Source organism: Paenibacillus jilunlii, assembly GCF_900102965.1.
Lineage (GTDB): Bacteria > Bacillota > Bacilli > Paenibacillales > Paenibacillaceae > Paenibacillus_AQ > Paenibacillus_AQ jilunlii.
Map to the genome: position 1 here is coordinate 101,824 of NZ_FNGM01000012.1, position 21,978 is coordinate 123,801.

Here is a 21,978-nt window from a genome sequence, read left to right on the forward strand (position 1 = left end):
GCTTCAGCAACGGCATTTCTGCCGTTGTTTCCGGGCAAACCGGCCGGCGGCGCTTCAAACCAAAACGGGTGCTGTCCTCTCTCAAGGACAGCACCCGTTTCATATTTTGCGAAGAAGCCGCTCACCCGCAAGCATCCGCTGCTTACAGCCCAGCTAGACTTGAAACCGCGTCACTGATTCTTCAAGCTCTGCCAGCAAGGTTCGAAGCTGTACGATGCCTGCTGCCACCTCATCAGTCGCACTGACCTGCTCATGGGCTGATGCTGACGTCTCTTCGACACTGGCCGCCGATTGCTGAGCCAGGGCTGAGATATGCTGGCTGAATTCATTCATCGTTTCGCTGGCCCCGGTCATTTGCTGCAGATCATTGCCTATCTCATCGATGGTACCGGTCATCACATGGACGGACTGATTGATCTCAGCCAGGGCTTCGCCCGTTTCAATGATTTGCCGGCTGCCTTCCTCTGTTTTCTCCACACCGCTGCGCAGCCTCTGAACCATTTCCCTCGAATCTTCCTGGATGCCCTGTGTGATCCCGGTAATCTCCGAGACGGTCCGCTGCACATCCTCAGACAGCTTACGGACCTCCTGCGCCACTACGGCAAAGCCGCGTCCGCTATCCCCCGCTCTGGCCGCTTCAATCGCCGCATTGATTGCCAGAAGATGGGTCTGTTCCGAGATGCTCCGGATCGAGCCCACCAGCCGGAATATCCCCTCATTCTTGAGGTTCAGCTCTTCCACCGTCTCCATGGACTGCGATACCACCTCGGCTATTTGGCCCATCTGTGCCACAGAGCTTTCCATCAATTGCTTACCCTTGTCGCCCTTCAACCGGACCTGCTCGGAATGCTCCGACAGCTCCATGCCTTTGCCGGCAAAATCCTCAATCAGCCGGTTCAGCTCCTCTACCGCCCGGGAGGCATCAACAGCCGCCTCGGCCTGGCTTCCCGATGCCTTGGCAAGCTCCTCCATAGTTAGGGCTATCTGGCTGCCGCCTTCCTTCGTTTGGTTCGCATTATTCAGCAAGCCCTCGCTCTGCTCCGCAATGATCTGGGCAACGCTTCTAATCTTGCCGACAATTTCATGAAGAGTCCGGTTGGTGTCATTCACCGTCTTGGCCAGCAGGCCGATTTCATCCGCGTTGGAGATAAGGGTATCTTCAGCGGTCAAATCTCCGCCAGCGATGCGCTGAAGATGCGCCGTCACTTTCTTGACCGGATTAATCATCAAACGCCGGATGAGCCTGTTGATTCCTCCGATCACAATCAGCACCAGCAGCACCGTGACTAGACTTAGAGATTGTGCAGTATGAAAGATTCCGGAAGACAGTTTTCCCTTATCTTCCGCTTCATCCTGACTGGAATCCACCAGCTTCTGAAGATCGACCTGCACGGCGCTGAAGGCGGAAATGCCTTTTTGCGAGACCTCCAAAGCAAGCTCCTCATCGCCTGAGCCGCTAAGCTTGATGGCCTGGTCATTAATCGTCATGAACGCATCCCATTTGCTGCTGAGAGCCTGGAACTGCTGCAATTGCACGTCCTTTCGGAGCCCGGCCTGATAGCTCTTCATGGCATCAGCTGTTTTGCGGATATATATATCCCGTTCCTCTTCAAGCGCCGCCTTGTGCGTCCCTTCCGTATCGAGAATATGCTGTATGCTGATAGACATAATATGTTCTGTATAGTAATTAATATTATGTATCTGATTCAGTGCGGGCATCATCTTGTCTACAATTTCCCCCGTATTCTTATGCATTCCGTTCATCTGATAGAGGGAAACTCCCCCTAATACCATAACCAGAATGGCCAAAACCACATAACCGGAGGCAATTTTAATCGCGATGCTGCTTCTGATTTTTGCTGCACCCTGCTTCAATAATCCATTCCATCTGCCTGCGGAACCTTCCATCCCCAGCTCTTTCTTCATACCTGCGCCTCCTTAAACTTTTGCAAAACATAGCATGGGCTTCCATTTGTTTCTTTTCATTTTCACGAATAGGCACAAATAAAGACTTTAGTCTTTATTTCGGCAGAATGAACTGAGAATTTTATACTATAAAAGGTATGTGAATAGGATATTAGGAGGATGTAAGATGTACGTAAAACGGCTCAGCCGGTACTTTTTTCAAAAAAAGAACAAAATCACCCTGGCGGGTAAATAGGGTCCTGAAGGTTACGTAATCCGCATTGTTGTATAACATGCAGGATTTTCGTCCATTTGGTGAAGTCGCGCCCATATTGTTGTGCAATTCAATTCACAAGATTTTTGTCCGTTTAGCGTACTTAGGACACAAAATGTTGTATATCGTACAAGATGTCCACCCATTCGGCCTGCTTAAGACACACTTTGTTGTATTCCGTGCAAGATTTCCGAGGGTTAACCCCTTTGTCCTTCAGCAATTCCAAGTGGAAAAAGGATAACTAACTTGCTCGAACGCCCTGTTCTCCGCAGGCTAAGTGGAAAAAGGGTAACTAATTTAGCACATTTCGCCCCTACCTAGGTAATATAGTCTAATTAAGTTCCCTTTTTCCACTTAAATCTCATAATTGTTGATTTCCGAGAGAAATAAGTTCCCTTTTTCCAACTAGCACTGCTCCCCTGCTTTTTCGCAAACGCCAGTTGAAAAAAGGCTATAGAATCCGGCTGATTTCCACCCGTTTGAGTGAATTCGCTGAATTCGCGCATACTTATCCCCAAGTTTATGCACAATTTATCCACAATAAAGAGAAATCATAATTTCCTAAACAACAAAAAAGACCCCGTGCGGCCGCACGGGGTTCAATGTAGAGGCAGAGCCGGCTGGCACTGCTAATATCTGCCTGAAATACTGCTACTCCAGGATTACGTCATCTATATATACTATAGCCGCACTGTCTGAAGAATAGATTTCCAAGCCCATGGCGCGAACCATAGTTTTGTCGATCTTGACCTTTCCTGTCCAGTCAAAACCGTTCAGATCAAGCGAAATCCATTGATATTGATCAGTCAGGGTCACTTCATCTGTATTGGCCCAGTCCCAGTTGGCTCCACTTTTCAGGAACACCTTGCCTTTAGCGGTTCCTGCGGAAACCCGGACATGGAGTTTCAGTGTACTGCCGTTACTCAGATCCTTATCACCTACAAAATTCAGGTCAACGACATTTGCGGCAGCTGTTTCAAGCGGATAGTCCGCACTCAGTACTCCCTTGCCGCCGTCAGTTGCCGAGCTTAAGTGGCTTGCACCCATAGTATTCGTTCCGAATGTCCAGCCTTGTTCAGAACCTTCGAAGTCAAACAGAGTCCCGGGAGCGGTACCCCCGCCGTCACTTCCTCCCGGAACGGTTCCGGCATCCGGATCATTAACCGCTTTGATGTCGTCAAAGTACATCGAGGATGTCAGCTGCGTGCCGTCCGGCTTGGCATTGGTGTAGATCGAGAACTTTTGAACGTCCTTCAGGTTGGTCCTGGTCAGCGTTCCTGTTGCGCCATTGGCCGGAACGAATTCACTAAACTTTGCATTCACAAGTGCCGCCTGCTCAGTGGCAGTGTCGGGATAGTACTCGTAAGTGCTCCCGCCTGCATTAATCTGTATAACCAGCTTCTGCCCCTTGGCATCCGGCTTATACCAGAATTGCAGTGCGTTGAAGCCGGACCAGTCTACATTAAGCGCCTTGGTCACGCCGGCATATCCGCTCGCGCCCAGTGTATAGGTATACTTCATGCCGTAGCTGCCGCCATGTTTGTTCGCGTCAAGCGCCGTTTCCGTCGCATCGCCTCCCGCATGGACAAATTTCGTGTTCAGCGCCTCGTCACTGCCCAGATAGCTCTCGAAATCGTCGACCACAGCCGGGTCAGAGCCAGTTTCCACGTAAGTGCTGTATAATCCGATATTGTCGATATATACCGGAATGCTGCCGCTTGCCAGGCCGCTGCCCACAATGGATACCGCAATATCGTCAGCTGCAAGGAGCGCAGCTGCATTAGTCATATCAATTGTTGGTGTGAAATGCACATACTCTACGCCATCAAAGGTCTCCTTCGGCAGATCCGTAAAAGAAATTTGAGTGGTTCCGATTCCATACTTGCCGTTCCAATCCGGAGGCAGCTGCACGACAGCCTGCAGACTTGCATTTCCGTTCTCCGGCTGCGCGGTGGCCGGCACCCACACATCAAGCTTCACGCGCGTTGCATCTGTCAGGTAGACGCTGTCTATAACCGACTTCGCATTCTTAAGCTCCAGCTTCAGCTCCTGCCAGGTATCCGCAGGGTTCATCCCGCTTGCATTGACCTTCAGCACGCCGCTGCCGTTGAACTGCCCCGGCTCGATGGAGTCCACTGCCGCTTGATAGCCGCCGTTGCTCTGAACACCGTCAATGCCGTTGTCGAACGTATAGGCTCCCAGCAGCACTTCGCTGATTTTTACAAAAACGGAGTTCGTCTGCTCTAATAATACAGTCCCGTCTTCACTGTATACCTTCACCGTTACCGCGGCAATTTTGCCGTTCAGCTTTGCATCCGGCGACCAGTCCGCGACATAAAATCCGGTTTCCGGGTCCAGCACGAGCGGCGTTTCCAGGGCCGATTCACCCACCGTGTACACCACTTTTGCCGGTGACCCGTTCAGGACGCGGACACGGATCAGGGTTGTGCCTTCCGCCACTGTAGCCTGATTAGTCGGAGAAGCGATGTGCATGAAGACCTGCTCCCCGGCAGTGTCAACAGCTTGTGTGTAAGCTCCGTTGATTTCTCCGCTGAACAGTGTATACGGATCGTCGAAGAAGGACTTAAAGTCAGCCATCATCTGATGCTCTTGTCCTGAAGCGAGCGGATAGGGAACATAAGAGTTCTCGCTAGGAGTAAAGTCGGCCCAGGTCAGCATGAAGGCCATTCTTTTGGCATCCGGGTTGGATTTCAGCGCTGTAGCGAGACGGGTGTAGAAGTCCGGAGTGGAGTTGCCCGCCACTTTCATGTTCTGATAACCAAATTCGGTCAGTGCCGCAATCTTGTGTTTTGCATCGGCAATCTTTGAGAGGGTGGCGGCTTCTGTGGCAACGCCGTCGAACCAGCTTTGCCCTTCCCCGTTGTAGTAACTGTCGAAGCCCAGAATATCTACATAATCGTCACCCGGATAGGTTTCGAGATACTGCTGCTCATTTGTGCCAAATCCGCCCCCGGGAGAATATGCGTACAGGAAGTTGTGGACCTTCTTAATATCCCGCAGGTATTCCACAGTGTACCGGAATAACTCTTTATACTGGTCTTCTGTTGTAAAAGCGCGCCCCCACCAGAACCAGCTGCCGCTCTGTTCATGGAACGGGCGGAATATAACCGGAATGGAACGGCCGCTGTCATCCTTCAGACTATTCGCAAACAGCGCGATATTATCCAGGAAGGCGTTGAACTCGGCATGCTTGCTGCCGCCGGGCAGGATATGCGAGACGACAGAGCCCTTAAGGTCATAGAAATCGCCGCCGGTCACAAAGTTAGGCATATGGGCGCTTAGTGTTAGCACACCGCCCACTTCATAAGCATGTTTCATGCTGGCAGCAAGATTATCAATGCTGGCATACACATCTCCTGCCACACCTGGCTTTTCTTTGCCCTCCAGGCTGAGTGTATCCCAGCCGAACAGGGCCGGATGCGCACCCACGGCATTTTTCACATCGGATTCCGTCCCGTCACGTTTCATGATCGATTGGCCTTCGTCCGTTGCGTGCTGCTGCCCGAATAGCGTGCCTGTGCCCCGGATATCGTCCAGATAGACGAACAGCGACCGGGTAGCAGACGAGGCGCCGGCATCCGCGAGATTCACCACCCGCGGGGACGGTTCTGTTCCTCCATTGCCGCTGCTGGGAGCAGGGGTTGCCGTCGGTTCTGTCCCTCCATTGCCGCTGCTGGGAGCAGGTGTGGCCGTCGGTTCTGTTCCTCCGCTGCCGCTGCCTGGCGCAGGTGTGGAAGCTGGTTGGCTTGGAGCTGGAGTGGCGGCTGCAGTCCATGGCGATGCCACTCCGCCTTTCACTATATAAGTACCGGCAGCAAGAGACTGTCCATTCAGAACAACCGATCCTGCACGGACATCCAGCCTGCTGATCGTACCCTTGCCCACAATAGAGGTACCGGCGGCACCAGCACCGATTACAAGCCCGGAAATCACTGCATCCGTATCCATTTCAATTATAGAAGCGCTTTCAATTTCCATCCGCTTGATAGCTGTAGCACTTTCGCCAGCAATCCGCACCTTGCCTTCCGGGCGGTTGACGACAACAAGTGCAAGCTTGGCATCCTTCATATGAATGGAATGCTCCCCGCCTCCGGCAATGTACACGTCACCCTGCACCGTCACCTTCTCCAGAGAAGCCTCGCCGTTGCCGATCCCAGGGGCCAAATACAAATTGCCCGAAATTACGCTGTCTTTAAGAGTAACTCCGGTATGGTTGACCAGCACGTTGCCCTGTACAGCTCCCCCGTCAGCAGTCCCGGCTGTGTGGTAGTAGCGGCTGACCAGCCTGTCGACGATGCTGACCGTCTCCGCTCTGGTAACCGGACTATCCGGGCGGAAGCTGCCATCCGGGTAACCTTGGAGCGTACCCTGCAGCGCCTGGACAGCCTCCTTGGCATAGCCGCTGATAGCCGCATTGTCCGTGAATGAAGCCGAAGCCGCTCCCGCGGTTGGTTTAAGCGAAAAAACCGCTGCCAACAAGGCAGCCGCATCCTGCCGGGTCACTTGTGTATCTGCTTTCGCTTTGTTGTCCGGAAAGCCTTTATAATAACCGGCCTGCTTGGCAATCGACAGATCCCTGGCGTACCACGCCCCGGCCGGCACATCTGCAAAAGATGTCTCCGCCGCAGCACTGAAGCCGAACAGTTTGTTCACCATGCTGACCAGCTCCGCACGTGACACCTTGTTGTCCGGTCTGAACGAGCCGTCAGGATAACCCTGAACCACTCCGTTCCCCTGCCACTTGGCAATGCTGTCCTTCGCCCAGTGCGTCCCCAAATGTTCATCCTGCTTGACGTAAGCAAACGCAGGTGACGCTGCCGAGACAAGCATGATAGTGGTCAGGAGCGTTGTGAGCCCTTTCTCGAACCGCTTCATCCAATCATCCTCCTCAGAAAGTGTAAGTGCTTTCAAATCCAAAGAAGCACAATAACTACATTGGCAATATTAGCATCAAAACTGTAAATAAACAATAACAAAAATACAATTCATATTAAATTTTTCATAATTCATCTGTTGAATAAAGAAGAGACTGGTACCAAGGACTTCATTAAACTCAGTAAAAACAAGGAGTATTCTGCACATTCCCTACTGTCAGAATTTCAAATGCCTATTATAACTCCCCACAAAAATAAATAACAAAACAATAACAAAATAGAGCAAATCAACACCAGAATTCCAAACTAAAGACTATAAATCACAAGACAGGACTATAAAAAGCCCTGCTGGCTGCTTAAATTTGTACCGCCGTTAGTAAAATCACCCCAAAATATACTTTATGAATGAAAAAAACCGCCCCATTCAGGCGCGGCTTACGATAATCCTTCTAGTCTAGATCATATATTGAGCCGACCTTCAGGCCGTACAGCTCATTGTAAATTTTCTCGGCAAAAGCATCCGTCATTCCGGCGATATAATCAATCACCATATGCTCCCATGTCCAGATCGGCTTGGCCTGCCGCTGATCCTTCTCAAAGCGCTGCAGCCAATCACTGGGAATAATGGCCCGCGAGGTTTCCGGGTCCAGAAACGCCTCCCACAAACGGCGCAGAATCCACTCGCTGCGTTTCTGCAGCCGCTGCACCCGCAGATCACGGATCATCGTGACCCAGGCGAAGCTTTTGAGCACGCTGACCGTCCGCAGCATATCCTCATCCTCCCGGCCGTCTTTAATGAAGGTAACTTTCTTCCAGTTCCCGTCCTCAAGGACACCAAGGCTGGCCACAAAGGTGCTGACCCAATAAGCCTTAACCTCCCGGCGGGTGCGGGAATAATCGTTCTCGCAGGTAGGCATCTTCTCCATCCATACTCGCAGGAAGGAGCTCAGCACCTCTTCAACCTTAATGTGTATGTCGGCTTCCTTCCATCCGGTCCAGAAGGCATCCTCCAGGGTGGTAATCTTCTCTACGATCAGCCGCTGGATATACGCATCATGCATGAAGTGCTCATGCACCTCGATTTTACCGGCCTTAATGCCATCCTCCAGATCATGCGCGGAATAGGCGATATCATCACAGAGATCCATCAGTTGGGCTTCCAGCGTTTTCTTCCCATCCGGAATCCCCCACTGGCTGCGGATGTCCGAAATGTAGTTCCATTCGTGCAGATACATCCCCTTTTTCAATACCGTACCGGGAAACGGATACTTATTAATGCCCAGCAGCACCGCATCCGAGAGGTTCAGCCCGTCGATATTCTCCCGTTTCTCCAGGAACATGATCAGCCGGAAATTGTGGGCATTGCCTTCAAAATGCTCATACTTCCGCCTCATATTCTCGCGGATCGTCTGCTGCTGGACCGGGCCTGCACCGGATTTCCGCACCGCCTCCGCCGTCTTCTTCACCACAAGCTGCTCCAAAATGCCGTCCAGCACCTCTTCTCCCTTGTGGCCGAACGGCGGGTGGCCGAAGTCATGGGCGATGGCAGCACACTCCACCACCTCCGGATCAATGACCAGCCCCGGATTCTCCGCTTGTCCCGTTTCAACCTCCGGGTAGGCGCGCAGCAGGCTTTTGGCCGCTTCACGGGCAATCTGCGCCACTTCCAATGAATGGGTCAGGCGCGTCCGGTAATAATCGCCGGTGCCTGCGCCGAACACCTGGGATTTGCCTTGCAGCCGGCGAAAGGTCGGCGAATGGATCAGACGCGAATAATCGCGTTCATATGCGGCTCTAGAGGTTTCCAGTCGGGTGATCTCCGGATATTGCCGGTGTTCTCTTTTTTCAATTAGTGTCATATCCGCTGCCCCTATCCTTGATCTGTATTTAGTACTTCATTATAGTCATTTTCCCCGGAACTTTCACTCTAAAACAGAAACAGGACCGCCGCCGGACGGCAAATACGGCGAAACACCGGCCTAAAGCACTCTCCCCCTCCGCCTCCCGAGTTCTTTAATTGCGCAGCATCTTAAAATAGGTTAGTCTTGAGCTATCGTAGCGTTTGAGAACTGCCGCAGTTCATTCTTTAGGAGGCTTTACCATGTCCGAGAATACTTCCTATACGACCGAAGAAATCGCCCGGTTATTAAAAATATCCAAGCTTAAGGTATATGATCTGATCAAAAAAGGCGAGCTGCCCTCCTACCGGGTCGGCAAGCAGATGCGTGTGGATCTTTCCGATCTGGAGGCGTACAAGCAGCATTCGCGCAGCGGCATCAACGGGAGTATCGCTCCAGTCTCAGCGCCAGCGGAAACTCCCCTGCTCATCTCCCCAGCCGCCCCATCTTTACAGCATACGCAGCAGCAGGTACAACCCGGCAAAGCCGCCACCGATAATGTGGTGATCACCGGTCAGGATATGTCGCTGGATTTACTGGCTACGCATCTGGAGCGAAGCGAGACTCCCTTCCGTCCGCTGCGGTCGTATGCCGGAAGTCTGGACAGCCTGATCGCGATGTACCACGGGGAGTCCGACATTGTCAGCACCCATCTGCTGGACGGGGACAGCGGGGAGTACAACCTGCCCTATATCCGCAGGCTGCTGGTTGGCTTTTCTTATATCGTAGTGCATATGCTGACGCGAAGTGCAGGCTTCTACGTGCAGAAGGGCAATCCGCAGGGAATCCGCAGCTGGTCCGATCTGAAGCGGAGCGGAATCCGGATAATCAACCGCGAACGCGGGGCGGGGGCACGGGTGCTGCTCGACGAGCAGTTGCGCCTGCATGGCATTCCTTCCTCACACATCAGCGGGTATGCTGTCGAAGAGAACAGCCATTTTGCCATAGCCGGCAGGGTGGCCCGGGGTGAAGCCGATGTGGGCATCGGCACAGAAAAAGCCGCCAAGATTATTGACGGCATTGATTTCATCCCGCTCATACAGGAACGGTACGATCTGGTGATGCTTAAGAAGCCGGAGCACGAAACGCTGATTAGGACAGTTCTCGATATTTTGCGCTCAGCTGCCTTTAAGAACGAGCTCAGCTCCATTCACGGCTATGACCTTAGCGAGACCGGCGCGGTCATCTACGAGACCTGAGTCTTAACGTGACGCAAGCCCTCTTCCAGCGCCTTTTTTCCCTGCTTATTCGGAATCCCCTTTTTTGGTTTTATAACTGACTTTGAAGCTCCCCCTTGTATCGGCTCCTACGATCTCCAGCTTATAGGAGCCGGATTGTTGTATCTCCAATTCTTCCTCGCCTTCCTTGTTCGTCTCCAGTTCCTTGAACAGCTTGTGGTCAGGATCATACAGCTTTATCGAAAGCTCGCCTTTCTCTACCTTGGAGGCATAGCTCAAAAAAAGCGTATCCCCTTCCTTGAGCTTCAGCGTTTTCTTCTCCGTGCCGGACAACAGCCGGTAAGAAGCTTTGATTTGGTGTGGCGTATCGCTGCCTACATACATCAACTGTTTTTCGCAGCCCGCAAGCAGCAAGGTTCCCATCAGTGCCAGCAAAAGCAGCCTGCGCCCTTGTGTGTTCATTCCCGTTCACTCCCCGGTATGTATAATATGTCCGCAGTGCGGGCAGATTTGTGCGTGCACATCAGTTGCAGCCAGACTTTTTTGCCGCCGGGCATAAAAATACAGCACAACCCCCATAAAATTAGGAATATAGAAGACTGCGGTCAACCACAGCCATGTGTTCATTTTTTTGCGCGAGGAATCCTTATAAATGAACACCCCCATAGTCACATACAAGCCAATAAACAGCAGCACTGCCACTACTGTAGTGGTGAACCAGACCGGGTCCTCGCTAAACAAATCGGCCATATCAGGAATGATCCAGGAGCCTATAACAGCCAAAAAAATCAGCATGCCGGATGTAATGATCCAGAATACCAGCAAACCCCAATATTTGAAGTTCCTCATTTTCTTCCACCTCCGCCCCTTTGCATCCCTCTTTTCCACGCCCCTTTAGTTTGGAACACTTCCTGCTTCTCTGCTGGACATATACAGTACTATTACCACGGCTGCAGCAATCGGCGCTGCCCCAAAAGAGAGCAGGAGCGTTAGTTTCCATAGCAACGGTATCGGGCCGCTCAGCAGACATCCCCACAACAGCAGCAGAGTCAGCACACCCAGCACACCCAGCACTACAGCGCCTTTACTCATTCCCTCAGTCCTGCGGACCCGCCGCAAGGTTGCCGCACACAGTCCCGCTGGAGCCGGAAGCTGTCCGCTGTAATACTCCCGCAGCAGCTCCTCCTGCTTCTCTCCCCATTCCTTTTCTCTCACCGGTATTCCTCCCTCCATGGCTCAACAGCCTTTTGCAGCAGCTTTTTGCTCTGATTCAGCCTTGATTTCACCGTCCCTACAGGAATACCCAGCATTTCTCCGATTTCTTCATAGCTAAATTCCTCATAATAATAGAGCACCAGCGGTCCCAAGTACCGCTTCGGCAGCTTGCGAAGTCCCTCTTCCAAGTGGGCATACCGTTCATTCTGCAGAATCTGCTCCTCTGTCAGCGGACTCCCGTCTCTGAGCTCAAAAAAGGGAACATGGCTGGATTTATCTTCGGCAAGCCGGGCATAGAGTTTTTTCCATTTCCGGTAGCTGTCCCGGTACATATTCAAGGTCACCTGAAACAGCCATGCCTTAAAGGACCGCTCCGGATCATACCGCTCCAGCTTTCGGATGACCCGCACCCATACTTCTTGAAATAAATCCTCCGCTTCCAGGGCATTCAGCGTGAGGTGGCGGCAGAACCGGTACAAGTCATCCTTGTATCTCTCCACCAGGAGTTCAAGCATTTCCCGTCTGCCCGTCCTGTATCCTTCGATGAGCTGCTTATCTGTGATCATGTTCCTCTGCCCGCCCTTTCATACCCTATTACGAAGGTATCAGGATCTTTGTTCGAAAATTCACAAATTAATTTGAGCTTAAGAGAATTAGAGCTTCCTCCCCATCAGGCGAACTCATCCACAACACTCACAGCAAAAAGCAGAACCCTGTGCTAGCACTGTCAGGGTCCTGCTCTTAGATATAATAGGATATCCCATATTACTCCACAATCAGGAGCGGCGGTTGACGAACATCAGCATGAGTGCGGAGATGGCGATAATTGAACACACCCACAGCCAGGCCAGCGTCATATTGCCGCCATCGACGGCCACGTAAATAGCGGTGGGGACGGTCTGCGTCCGGCCAGGGATATTCCCGGCCACCATGATGGTGGCCCCGAACTCCCCCAGCCCGCGGGCGAACCCGAGCACGTAACCGGCTGCCAGCGAACGGCCCGCCAGCGGAAGCGTGACAAACGCAAGCACCTGAAGCTCACTGGCTCCCTGTGCACGTGCTGCATCCTCCAGATCCTTCTCCACGCCTTCAAAGCCTGCCTTCACTGTGCGGTATACAAGAGGGAAAGCGACCACAACTGCAGCAATGACTGCCGCCCCCCAGGTAAACAGGATCGTATGCTCCGTAAATTGCTCGTACAGCTTCCCGATCCAGCTCCGCCGGCCCAGAATCACCAGCAGCACAAATCCGACCACGGTTGGCGGCAGTACCAGCGGGAGCAGCAGCACCGTTTCAACCAGGCTGTAGCCCGGGAACCTCCGCCCCGCCATTGCCTTCGCTGCCAGGGTCGCCAGCAGAAAGACAATAATGCTCGTTATGACTGAGATCTTGACCGAAAGCCAGACCGGGGCGAAATAATCGGTCCAATGGATCTCCATCCCGGCTCACCCCGTTGATTTATTCAGCAAGCTTAAATCCATAGCCTGTAAAGATATCGCTCGCCGCTTTGGTTTGCACATAGCGGTAAAAGGCTTTGGCCTCCGCCGTATGCTTGGAATCCTTCACAATGCCGACCGGATAATTGATTGCCTTGTGTACATGGGCACCCACAGCAAGCGCAATCTTCACTTTGCTGGAAGTGAGGGCATCCGTTTTGTACACGAATCCGGCATCGGCATTCCCTGTTTCTACATAAGAAAGCACCTGGCGCACGTCCTTGGCAAATACCAGCTTGCTTTGCAGCTTATCCCATACCTTCTTCGCTGTCAATGACTGCTGCGCATATTGGCCGGCCGGAACTGATTCAGGTTGTCCGACAGCCACTTTCTTGAAGCTGTTATCCGCAAGCTGGGTAATGGCTGTAATCGAAGCCGCCGAGTTCGAAGGAACGACCAGCACCAGCTGATTCTTCAATAGCTCCTTGTTGTCAGAGATAAGGCCTCCATCGACTAGAGCTTTCATTTGCTTATCACCTGCTGAGAAGAACAGGTCAGCAGGTGCGCCCTGCTCAATCTGCTTCTGCAGAGTGCCGGAAGCGCCATAATTAAAGACAAGATCAATATCAGGATGCTGCTTCTCATACAGAACGGCAATCTTGTCAAGACTGTCCTGCAGGCTCGCTGCGGCAGACACAATAATCTCAGTCTTGCCGGCCGCCTGCACCTGCTTTTCAGGCATTGCTGAGAAAGCAACTACCGACAGAGCAACTGCCAACAATACAGCCATTACTACCCCTGCTAATTTCTTGAACATTTCCATTCCTCCCATTTATGTATCTTGTATATTTGAGTGATATTCTAGCATATCTTTTTTTGTTTTACTATGTGTTTGATTATGTTTGTTTATATTTAGTTATGTATAGTTAATATCAGGAGTAATTAAAAAAGGCCCTATTAGGCGTAATGCGAACGCCTAACAGGACTTTTCGGAACACCTTAATTCTTCATCCGCGGATCAAGCACATCCCTAAGGCCGTCTCCCATGAGGTTAAAGCCCAGGACAGTCAGCATAATGGAGAGCCCCGGGAACACCACTGTCCAAGGAGCCTTCTGGATAAACTGCCGTGAATCGGAGAGCATCTTGCCCCATTCCGGGTCTGGCGGCTGGGCGCCAAGGCCAAGGAAGCCAAGGGCTGCCGCTTCAATTATAGCCGTGGCGATGCCAAGCGTACCCTGCACAATAATCGGCGTCAGGCTGTTCGGCAAGATATGGGTAAGCAGAATCCGGGTGTTGGTCATCCCGATTGCTCTAGCCGCCGTAATGTACTCCTCCGACTTCAGGGAGAGTACCTTTGCCCGCACAAGCCGGCCGTACGTAGGGATATTAACAATAGCGATGGCGTACAGCGCATTCTGCAGGGAGGGCCCCAGAATCGCCACGATAGCAATTGCCAGCAGAATACTCGGAAAAGCAAGCAGAATATCGAACAGCCGTGAAATCAGCATATCCGTCCATTTGCCGTAGAATCCCGCCAGGATGCCCAGAAATGTACCTGCAATAATAGATCCGATGACGGCAAAGAAACCGACCCACAGTGAGATGCGCGCTCCATAAATAATACGGGTGAACATATCCCTCCCCAGATCATCCGTGCCGAACCAATGAGCGGCAGACGGCGCTTTCAGCCGGTTGACCAGCTCCTGCTCCTTGAAGCCATAGGGAGCAATAAGCGGCGCCAGCAGAGCGATCAGCACAAAAAATACAATAATACATAAACCGAGCATAGCCGTCTTGTTCTTGCGGAAGGCCTTCCACGCATCGCGCCAAGGTCCGTAAACCTTGTCGGCAGCTACACCCGGGGGTGTTACTTTAATTGATGCCTGTCCCATAGGTTTCACCCCTCACCTGTAATTGATGCGCGGATCGATAGCGGCATAGAGCAGATCCACAAGCAGATTGATTACAACAAAAATAAAAGCAATGATCAGAATCCCCGTCTGAATCACCGGGTAGTCCCTGGAACTGATCGCTTCAAATATATATCTTCCCACGCCCGGCCAGGCAAAGATCGTCTCAGTCAGCACCGCTCCGCCGAGAAGAGCGCCTGTCTGCAAGCCCACTACCGTCAGCACAGGAATCAGCGCGTTCTTGAGCGCATGTTTGTACACGACCAGGAATTGCGGCATGCCTTTGGCTTTTGCCGTACGGATATAATCGGAATTCATAACTTCCAGCATGCTGGAACGGGTCATCCGGGCGATTATCGCCATCGGGATGGTTCCGAGCGCGATGCTTGGCAGGATTAAATGCTTAATAACCGTCCACAGCTGTCCCCACTGTCCAGCAATTATCGTATCAATCACATAGAGATTGGTAATGCTCTCTACCGGATTGCGCTGGTCCATCCTCCCTATGGATGGAAGCCAATGCAGCTTCAGCGAGAATAGCAGCTGCTCCATCAGCCCAAGCCAGAAGATCGGCATGGAGACGCCAATAAGCGCAATAATCATCGCGGTATAGTCGAACCATGAATTTTGCCGCCAAGCGCTCAGAATCCCCGCATTGACACCTGCAATCGTTGCAAACAGCATAGCGGCTGCCGTAAGCTCCAGAGTTGCCGCAAGATAAGGCATTATTTCTTTGGCAATCGGCGTTTTGGTGCGGATGGAGGTTCCCAGATCTCCTTGCAGCAAATCCCCCATATAATTGAAATACTGCTGCAGCCAGGGCTTGTCCAGTCCAAGCTGCTCCCGCAGCGCCTGCTTGGATTGCTCTGTAGCTTTTTGGCCCAGAATCGTTTCCGCCGGATCACCCGGTATCGCATGAATAATGGAAAAAACGATAATTGTCATCCCGATCAGCACAGGGATCAATACCATGATGCGTTTTAATAGGTAGGAGTTCAAATTCGGCTCACCTACTGTTCGAAGTAAATTTCGCTGTAATATTCCGTACCTGTCGGACCTGGAACATACCCTTTCAGGTTGGCTTTGGCAGCCAGCAGCGGAGTGGTGTGCACCAGCGGAATCCAAGGCGCGTCCGCTTTGATAATTTCCTGGGCTTGCTTGTACAGACCAGAACGTTTGGTCTGATCCGTTTCCTTCTGGGCATTGATCAGAAGACTATGCAGTTCTTCATTTACATAGAAGCTGCGGTTGTTTCCCGGAATAGCATCTTTATCCAGGAGGGTGTACAGGAAGTTATCCGGGTCTCCATTGTCGCCCGTCCAGCCGAGCATGTAGATATCATCTTTTTCTCCGGCTTTGGTATCATCGAGGTAAGTCGCCCATTCCGGCGATTCAATAACGGTTTTTACACCGATTTTGTCCCAATCGGCTTGGATGGCTTCAGCAACCTTCTTGCCGTCAGGCATGTAAGGCCGGGATACAGGCATGGCATACAAGGTTACCGGGTCCGGGAGACCCTTGGGATATCCGGCTTCGGCCAGAAGTGCCTTGGCTTTATCCAGATCGTATTCATAATCCTTCACAGCATCGTTGTAGCCCCACAGTGATGGAGGTATTGGATTAACAGCAGCAGTGGCCTGGCCCGAGAAGAAGGCATCGATAATAGCTTGTTTATTTACAGCATAGTTCAGCGCCTGTCTTACTTTTACATTGTCAAAAGGTTTCTTTTTGAAGTTGAAGCCGAGGTAAGACACATTGAACGGAGGACGTTCAATCTTCTGCAGTCCAGTGTTGCCTTCAAGCGTGGACAGATCATCCGGGCTCAAATCCTCCATCAGATCAATCTCGCCGTTCTGCAGGGCGTTGAAGCGTGCCGAGTTATCCGGAATAGAGCGAACGATGACTTTGTTCAGCTTAGGAAGCCCTTCTTTCCAGTAATTAGGATTTTTGTCCAGTGTAATGGAATCGTTGTGCTTCCATTCCTTGAACACATAAGGTCCGGTGCCCACAGGCTCATTCTTGAAGTTTTCCTTCTTTTCCTTTATGGCAGCAGGACTGGCAATCCCAAAAGAGGTCATCGCAATGTTCTGCAGGAATGGTGCCTGCGGCTGTTTCAAAGTAAATTGTACGGTTGTGGCATCCACAGCCTTCACTTCCTTGATCACACGGCTGCCGTCCGGACCGAACATGGAATCATAATAATCAAAAGAGTCCCCTTCAAATTTGAATTCACTTGCCGGATCGCTCCAGCGGGTGAAGTTAAATACTACCGCTTCGGCGTTGAAATCCGTTCCATCATGGAACTTCACACCCGGATGCAGCTTGAAAGTATAGGTCAAACCGTCAGCAGAAACTTCCCAGCTGTCAGCAAGCGAAGCTTGTACTTCAGAGGTTCCCGGCTTGTACTCCAGCAGGGAGTCGAACACTTGATGGGCAATCTTAAGCGATTCGCCGTCGGTCACAATGGCCGGGTCCAGTGAGGCAGAGTCGCCGCCGCGTCCCAAGATCAAGGTATCCTGCTGTGCCGCCGCTTCAGGTGAGCTTTCCGGTACAGTGGTCGCCGCTGCATTCGAACCCGTTGTTGCTTCTGTACCGGCATTGTTGTTACCTCCGCAGCCGCTTAAGGTCAAAACGGTCCCCAGCGTTACTGCCAGTGCAAGACTGCTCCATTTCTTCATCTTTAGAAAAACTCCCTTCTTTCGTTAAAGTGTTAAAACTTCTATATGGAGTCGCGCCAAAGCGCTGCCACATACCAAGGCCAAAGATTTGCCGGCAGAATTAGCCTCACTCACACTAAGCCAGATAAATTGAACTATAGTTCTACATTGCGGGGTATGGTCGTAACTACGGGGAATGTTTGGACTTCCAGCCGCTGTTGTCGTAAGAATTTCTTGATTGAACCGCCTTTCGCGGTTGAAATCCGGTGACTGATTATGCTGGAGATAGCGAGCTTTCCTACGGAAAGCTTTCAGGCGGACGCATTCGCTCTTACAGTTCCAAACTTCCCCTCCGCACTTCTACCTTTTATGAATCTTTCAAGTTCATCTTATACAGATGGGTACGGTCCTCTCCGTTATACAAATGACATGCTGTCAGATGGCCGGGTCCGGTTTCCAGCAGCGCAGGTCTTGTACTGCGGCAGACATCCATCACCCGGGGGCAACGGGTATTAAAAGCACAGCCTACCGGCGCATTTGCCGGACTCGGCACTTCTCCCTGCAGAATGACCCGCTCCTTGCGGATATCCGGATCGGGTTCAGGAACCGCTGACAGCAGCGCTTGTGTATAAGGATGCTGAGGCTGGTCATACAGCTTGTTCTTATCGGTAATCTCCACAATCCGTCCAAGGTACATCACGGCAACACGGTCACAGATATGCTTCACCACACTAAGGTCATGGGCTATGAATATGTAAGTTAGTCCAAATTCCTGTTGTAAATCCTGCATCAGATTAATGACCTGGGACTGGATGGACACATCAAGGGCTGACACAGGCTCATCGGCAATAATCAGCTTCGGCTGCAGCGCCAGCGCTCTGGCAATCCCGATCCGCTGGCGCTGGCCGCCGGAGAACTGATGGGGGTACCGCTGAAGCTGCGCCTTGGCCAGACCGACTACATCGGCCAGCCGTTCAACAGCCGCCCGCCGCTCCTTCGCATTGCCTGCGCCATGCACAATCATCGGCTCCTCCAGGATACGCTGCACGGTATTCCGCGGGTCGAGGGAAGAGAACGGGTCCTGGAAAACAATCTGCATCTCCCGCCGGTGCTTGCGCATCTCCTCCATAGACAGCTTCGTGATATCCCGGTCTTCGAACCAGACTTCCCCCGCCGTAGGCTCGATCAGACGAAGCAATGAACGGCCGGCCGTTGATTTGCCGCAGCCGCTCTCTCCAACAAGGCCAAAGGTTTCGCCCTTCCTGACAGCAAAGGATATGTCATCGACCGCTTTGATATAAGCTTGAGTTTTGTTGAAAAACCCCTTGTTGACCGGATAATATTTCTTGAGGTTCTTGACCTCCAGCAGGCTATCCTTCATACCGCATCCTCCTGTTGGCTATCATGCAGCCAGCATCTGCAACTGTGGTTATCCTCCTGCAGCTTCAGCTGCGGAAGGGATTGCCGGCAGAGCTCCATCACATGGGAGCAACGCGGTGCGAACCGGCATCCCTGCAATTCCTTGCTCAGGATCGGCACATTGCCGGGAATCGAGTACAGCCGCTCCCTGGTTTCGCCCATTCTCGGCACCGACTGGATCAGCCCCCGGGTATAAGGATGCAGGGGATTCTTGAAAATATCACGCACACTGCCCTCCTCCACCACCTTGCCCGCATACATTACGGCAACCCGCTGGCACATTTCCGCCACCACCCCAAGATCATGGGTGATGAGCATAACCGCAGTTCCCTGCTCCTCGTTCAGCTTGCGGATCAGGTCAAGAATCTGCGCCTGTATCGTAACATCAAGCGCTGTTGTCGGCTCATCCGCAATGAGCAGTTCGGGACTGCAGGAGATCGACATCGCAATCATCACCCGCTGCCGCATTCCTCCCGACAATTGATGCGGATACTCACCGATAATGGCCTCCGGCCGGGGAATGCCGACCTTGCGGAGCATGTCCACCGCATGTGTGCGGGCATCCTTCTTGGACAGGCCACGGTGCAGCCGGACAGTTTCTATGATTTGCTGGCCGACAGTAAACAGCGGGTTCAGAGAAGTCATCGGCTCCTGAAAAATCATCGATACGGCACCGCCGCGGATGCTGCGCATTTCTTTTTCTTTCAGCGGTACGATATCCTGGCCTTTCAGCAAAATACGCCCGCTCACGATCTTGCCCGGCGGATTAGGAACGAGCTTCAGAATGGACAGCGATGTGACGCTTTTGCCGCAGCCTGATTCGCCCACCACGCCCAGAACTTCTCCCGGATTGATGTACAGATCAACCCCGTCCACTGCCGGCACTTCGCCGCGTTCAGTAAAAAAATGAGTGTGCAATTCCTCAACTTTCAGAATAGGCTGGACCACTATGAACCCTCTCTTCTATTAGAAATTGAACACAGGTCAAATGAAAGAATAGTGAGTTGCCTCATAGACGAAATAAAGAATATCCAACACCTTACACGAAGCGATAGGAATTCGGGATAAGTCTACATTATTGTTATTTAATGGTATAACACTACTATATAAATCCTGGATAGACAAGATGTTTTTGTACATTAAACTAACACCAGTGTTTATATGGGAATAAATTCAGTCCTCAATAAAAGAAAAAACTGTGCTATTTATATAGCGACAGCCATTTCTCTAGCTGATTTCTCAGCATCTCCCGGTAATATAGCGGCTCCATAATTTCGGCCTCTTCTTCAAAATTCAGAATCCAGCGGACAAAGCCGATGTCCTGTTCTATTGCCACTTTAAAATGCAGGCACCTGGTCTGGAGGTCTACCTTGTTGGGTTTCACGAACATATCCTCGTATTTGATCCGGTCCAGCATCCGTTCCGAAAACCTGATCTTGAACTCTACCTGCAGACTATCCCGGTCCAATGACCACTTCTGCTCCATAAAGGCCTGCAAATCAAACTGCTCTTTGGAAAACCAAAGATTCGTCGGCTGCACATTCGAGAACCCATGAAGATGAAAAGTCCGGATAATCCCGAAACGATGACAAAAACCGATTAGATGATAACGATTCTCCAAGGGAACAAGGCAGTATGGATCAATCTGAATGTTTCTTTCAGCATAGGCATTCTCGCTATAATCGGCCAGAATGCTGTTTTGCTTCATGATGGCGTTCAATACCTCGGTCAAAAAGGGCGGCGGGTCATCCTGATACCCGCTTCTTTCCATCCATAGCTGTCCAGCTTCTCTTTTGGCAGTTTCCATCGTTTCTTCCCTTTCCGCCTTCTGCTTGTAGGCTGCGGCCATTACTTTCTCATAGGCGCTTTCAAAGCTGGGAGGCAGTATGTTTTTGATGTCATCCATAATACCACGCAGCTGTGAAAATGCGGCCGATTCTTCTTCCGACCAATCCAGAGGGTATAATGCAAAATTACCGATAAAAGCGTATCCTTTCCCATGTCCCAAATGGATGATAGGGATGTGCATGGCGCTGAGCGCATCCATATCCCGGTATATCGTTCTCTCGCTGTTGCCGCAGCGTTCCGCCAGTTCGCGGGCCAAAATTCCCGGTTTGGCTTGCACTAGCGTAATAATGCGCATTAGCCGGATTAATCGGTCTGTCATATTCAGTTCCCCTTGAGTTTATGGTAAAATAGACCCATTATTTTAAATAAATTAGTTATATATATCTATAACCATTGATGTAATAACTCAAATTAATAAAGATAATAGAACTATTTTACTACATTACCATACTTATAAATCGGTTAATTGTTAACTAACCCCCGCAAAAGATTATGAATGAATATGCTTATGTATGTACTGGCAGGGTCGCGTACAATGCCCGCAGCCCCCCCTATCTTGTTGCTGTCCTCCACCAGACTTGACTCTCTGCGTCAAGCTGTTTATACACTGTTTCCGCTTCTTTCACAAGCTGCATATCTCCGGATCTGGCGGCCAGCAGCAGTAAATCGTCTGCCTGCCGCCGTAGATGCTCGAACTCCGTCTGGGTGTTGCCTTTGGTGCGCTGCACTGCCACTTCTTCCAGCAGCTTCTCCGTCTTCAGTAGCACCAGGTGTTTCTCGACATGGAAGCAGCACCGTTCTGACAGGACATCTGTATGATGTGTATATTCCATGCTGAGCTTTTTCAGAGGCAGCTCCCGGATCCGTTCTACCGGAGGCTGTTTGTACTGCCATTGCAGCCAGAGGGCCTCATGAATTCCTGCCGGTTTGGCTGCCATCGTGAATTCCAATGCGATGTATTTCCGTGCTTTGGAATATAGTTTGCCAAGCTTAAGCAGTATAGAACGCCCCTCCCCGGTTTCTGCATTGCAGCCATGACATCCATTGAAGGTTACATGTGCTTCCAGCCAGATTCTAAGTTCAATCTCGCGGGCCACCACCTTCCGGGTCCGCTTGCGGGATTCCTCAGGATTGGAAATTCCCTTCCACTCGATAAGCAGAACTACATTCTGCGCACCGGCTGCAAAAATCCGTTCCTGGCTCCACGTAAATGTGGGCTGAAAACTTGCTTGCATATTTCCACCTCTTTCTTTTTTTGGGTCTTCTATTAATGTACCAATATTGGCGGACAACTCCTTGTCATGGAATATATGTTCGGTCCTATAATATCGACAAAAAAAGA

At 51.4% G+C, this 21,978-nt stretch carries 17 protein-coding genes; 1 reads left to right on the forward strand and 16 read right to left on the reverse strand.

Annotated features, from left to right (window positions below; all coding sequences use genetic code 11):
- Positions 1-153 precede the first annotated feature (153 nt).
- From BLQ82_RS19990 to BLQ82_RS20000, 3 genes are all read right to left on the reverse strand, one after another.
- Positions 154-1,926 carry a methyl-accepting chemotaxis protein gene (locus BLQ82_RS19990; RefSeq protein ID WP_062523478.1) on the reverse strand — a complete coding sequence of 591 codons (1,773 nt, stop codon included), beginning with the start codon at positions 1,924-1,926 and terminating at the stop codon, positions 154-156.
- Positions 1,927-2,830: 904 nt separating this feature from the next.
- Positions 2,831-7,075 carry a glycosyl hydrolase gene (locus BLQ82_RS19995; RefSeq protein ID WP_074648443.1) on the reverse strand — a complete coding sequence of 1,415 codons (4,245 nt, stop codon included), beginning with the start codon at positions 7,073-7,075 and terminating at the stop codon, positions 2,831-2,833.
- 448 nt (positions 7,076-7,523) lie between these two features.
- On the reverse strand, positions 7,524-8,933 hold the full coding sequence (locus BLQ82_RS20000; RefSeq protein WP_062523476.1) for a deoxyguanosinetriphosphate triphosphohydrolase family protein: 1,410 nt from the start codon (positions 8,931-8,933) through the stop codon (positions 7,524-7,526).
- Positions 8,934-9,175: 242 nt separating this feature from the next.
- Here BLQ82_RS20000 and BLQ82_RS20005 point away from each other — a divergent pair, with 242 nt between their 5' ends.
- The gene (locus tag BLQ82_RS20005) at positions 9,176-10,171 is read left to right on the forward strand and encodes a substrate-binding domain-containing protein (protein ID WP_062523475.1); all 996 of its coding nucleotides are present in this window, start codon (positions 9,176-9,178) and stop codon (positions 10,169-10,171) included.
- A gap of 45 nt (positions 10,172-10,216) precedes the next feature.
- On the opposite strand, the gene BLQ82_RS20010 is transcribed toward BLQ82_RS20005, so the two are convergent.
- The 13 genes from BLQ82_RS20010 to BLQ82_RS20070 all read right to left on the reverse strand — a co-directional run bounded on the left by BLQ82_RS20010 (position 10,217) and on the right by BLQ82_RS20070 (position 21,871).
- On the reverse strand, positions 10,217-10,612 hold the full coding sequence (locus BLQ82_RS20010) for a hypothetical protein (protein ID WP_062523474.1): 396 nt from the start codon (positions 10,610-10,612) through the stop codon (positions 10,217-10,219).
- Positions 10,613-10,618: 6 nt separating this feature from the next.
- Positions 10,619-10,999 carry a PLDc N-terminal domain-containing protein gene (locus BLQ82_RS20015; RefSeq protein WP_062523473.1) on the reverse strand — a complete coding sequence of 127 codons (381 nt, stop codon included), beginning with the start codon at positions 10,997-10,999 and terminating at the stop codon, positions 10,619-10,621.
- A gap of 45 nt (positions 11,000-11,044) precedes the next feature.
- Positions 11,045-11,365, reverse strand: coding sequence for a hypothetical protein (locus tag BLQ82_RS20020; RefSeq protein WP_062523472.1), 321 nt, complete (start codon positions 11,363-11,365; stop codon positions 11,045-11,047).
- On the reverse strand, positions 11,362-11,931 hold the full coding sequence (locus BLQ82_RS20025; RefSeq protein WP_062523471.1) for an RNA polymerase sigma factor: 570 nt from the start codon (positions 11,929-11,931) through the stop codon (positions 11,362-11,364). Before BLQ82_RS20025 ends, BLQ82_RS20020 begins: the two co-directional genes overlap by 4 nt.
- Positions 11,932-12,141: 210 nt before the next feature.
- Positions 12,142-12,804: a molybdate ABC transporter permease subunit gene (modB, locus tag BLQ82_RS20030; RefSeq protein WP_062523470.1), complete on the reverse strand. Its 663-nt coding sequence runs from the start codon at positions 12,802-12,804 to the stop codon at positions 12,142-12,144.
- Between the two features lie 19 nt (positions 12,805-12,823).
- Complete coding sequence (modA, locus tag BLQ82_RS20035) at positions 12,824-13,618, reverse strand: molybdate ABC transporter substrate-binding protein (RefSeq protein ID WP_082722663.1); 795 nt, start codon at positions 13,616-13,618, stop codon at positions 12,824-12,826.
- A gap of 182 nt (positions 13,619-13,800) precedes the next feature.
- Positions 13,801-14,694 (reverse strand): ABC transporter permease, encoded by an 894-nt coding sequence (locus BLQ82_RS20040; RefSeq protein ID WP_062523468.1) that lies wholly within the window; start codon positions 14,692-14,694, stop codon positions 13,801-13,803.
- Between the two features lie 12 nt (positions 14,695-14,706).
- On the reverse strand, positions 14,707-15,711 hold the full coding sequence (locus BLQ82_RS20045; RefSeq protein ID WP_062523467.1) for an ABC transporter permease: 1,005 nt from the start codon (positions 15,709-15,711) through the stop codon (positions 14,707-14,709).
- Positions 15,712-15,722: 11 nt separating this feature from the next.
- Positions 15,723-17,390: an ABC transporter substrate-binding protein gene (locus BLQ82_RS20050; protein ID WP_062523466.1), complete on the reverse strand. Its 1,668-nt coding sequence runs from the start codon at positions 17,388-17,390 to the stop codon at positions 15,723-15,725.
- Positions 17,391-17,736: 346 nt separating this feature from the next.
- Positions 17,737-18,750 carry an ABC transporter ATP-binding protein gene (locus tag BLQ82_RS20055; protein ID WP_062523465.1) on the reverse strand — a complete coding sequence of 338 codons (1,014 nt, stop codon included), beginning with the start codon at positions 18,748-18,750 and terminating at the stop codon, positions 17,737-17,739.
- A complete protein-coding gene (locus BLQ82_RS20060) occupies positions 18,747-19,736 on the reverse strand; it encodes an ABC transporter ATP-binding protein (protein WP_062523464.1) in 990 nt (329 codons plus the stop codon). Before BLQ82_RS20060 ends, BLQ82_RS20055 begins: the two co-directional genes overlap by 4 nt.
- Positions 19,737-19,989: 253 nt before the next feature.
- Positions 19,990-20,955, reverse strand: a complete 966-nt coding sequence (locus tag BLQ82_RS20065) for a helix-turn-helix transcriptional regulator (RefSeq protein WP_062523463.1) — start codon at positions 20,953-20,955, stop codon at positions 19,990-19,992.
- Between the two features lie 232 nt (positions 20,956-21,187).
- Positions 21,188-21,871: a hypothetical protein gene (locus tag BLQ82_RS20070; protein WP_062523462.1), complete on the reverse strand. Its 684-nt coding sequence runs from the start codon at positions 21,869-21,871 to the stop codon at positions 21,188-21,190.
- Positions 21,872-21,978 lie beyond the last annotated feature (107 nt).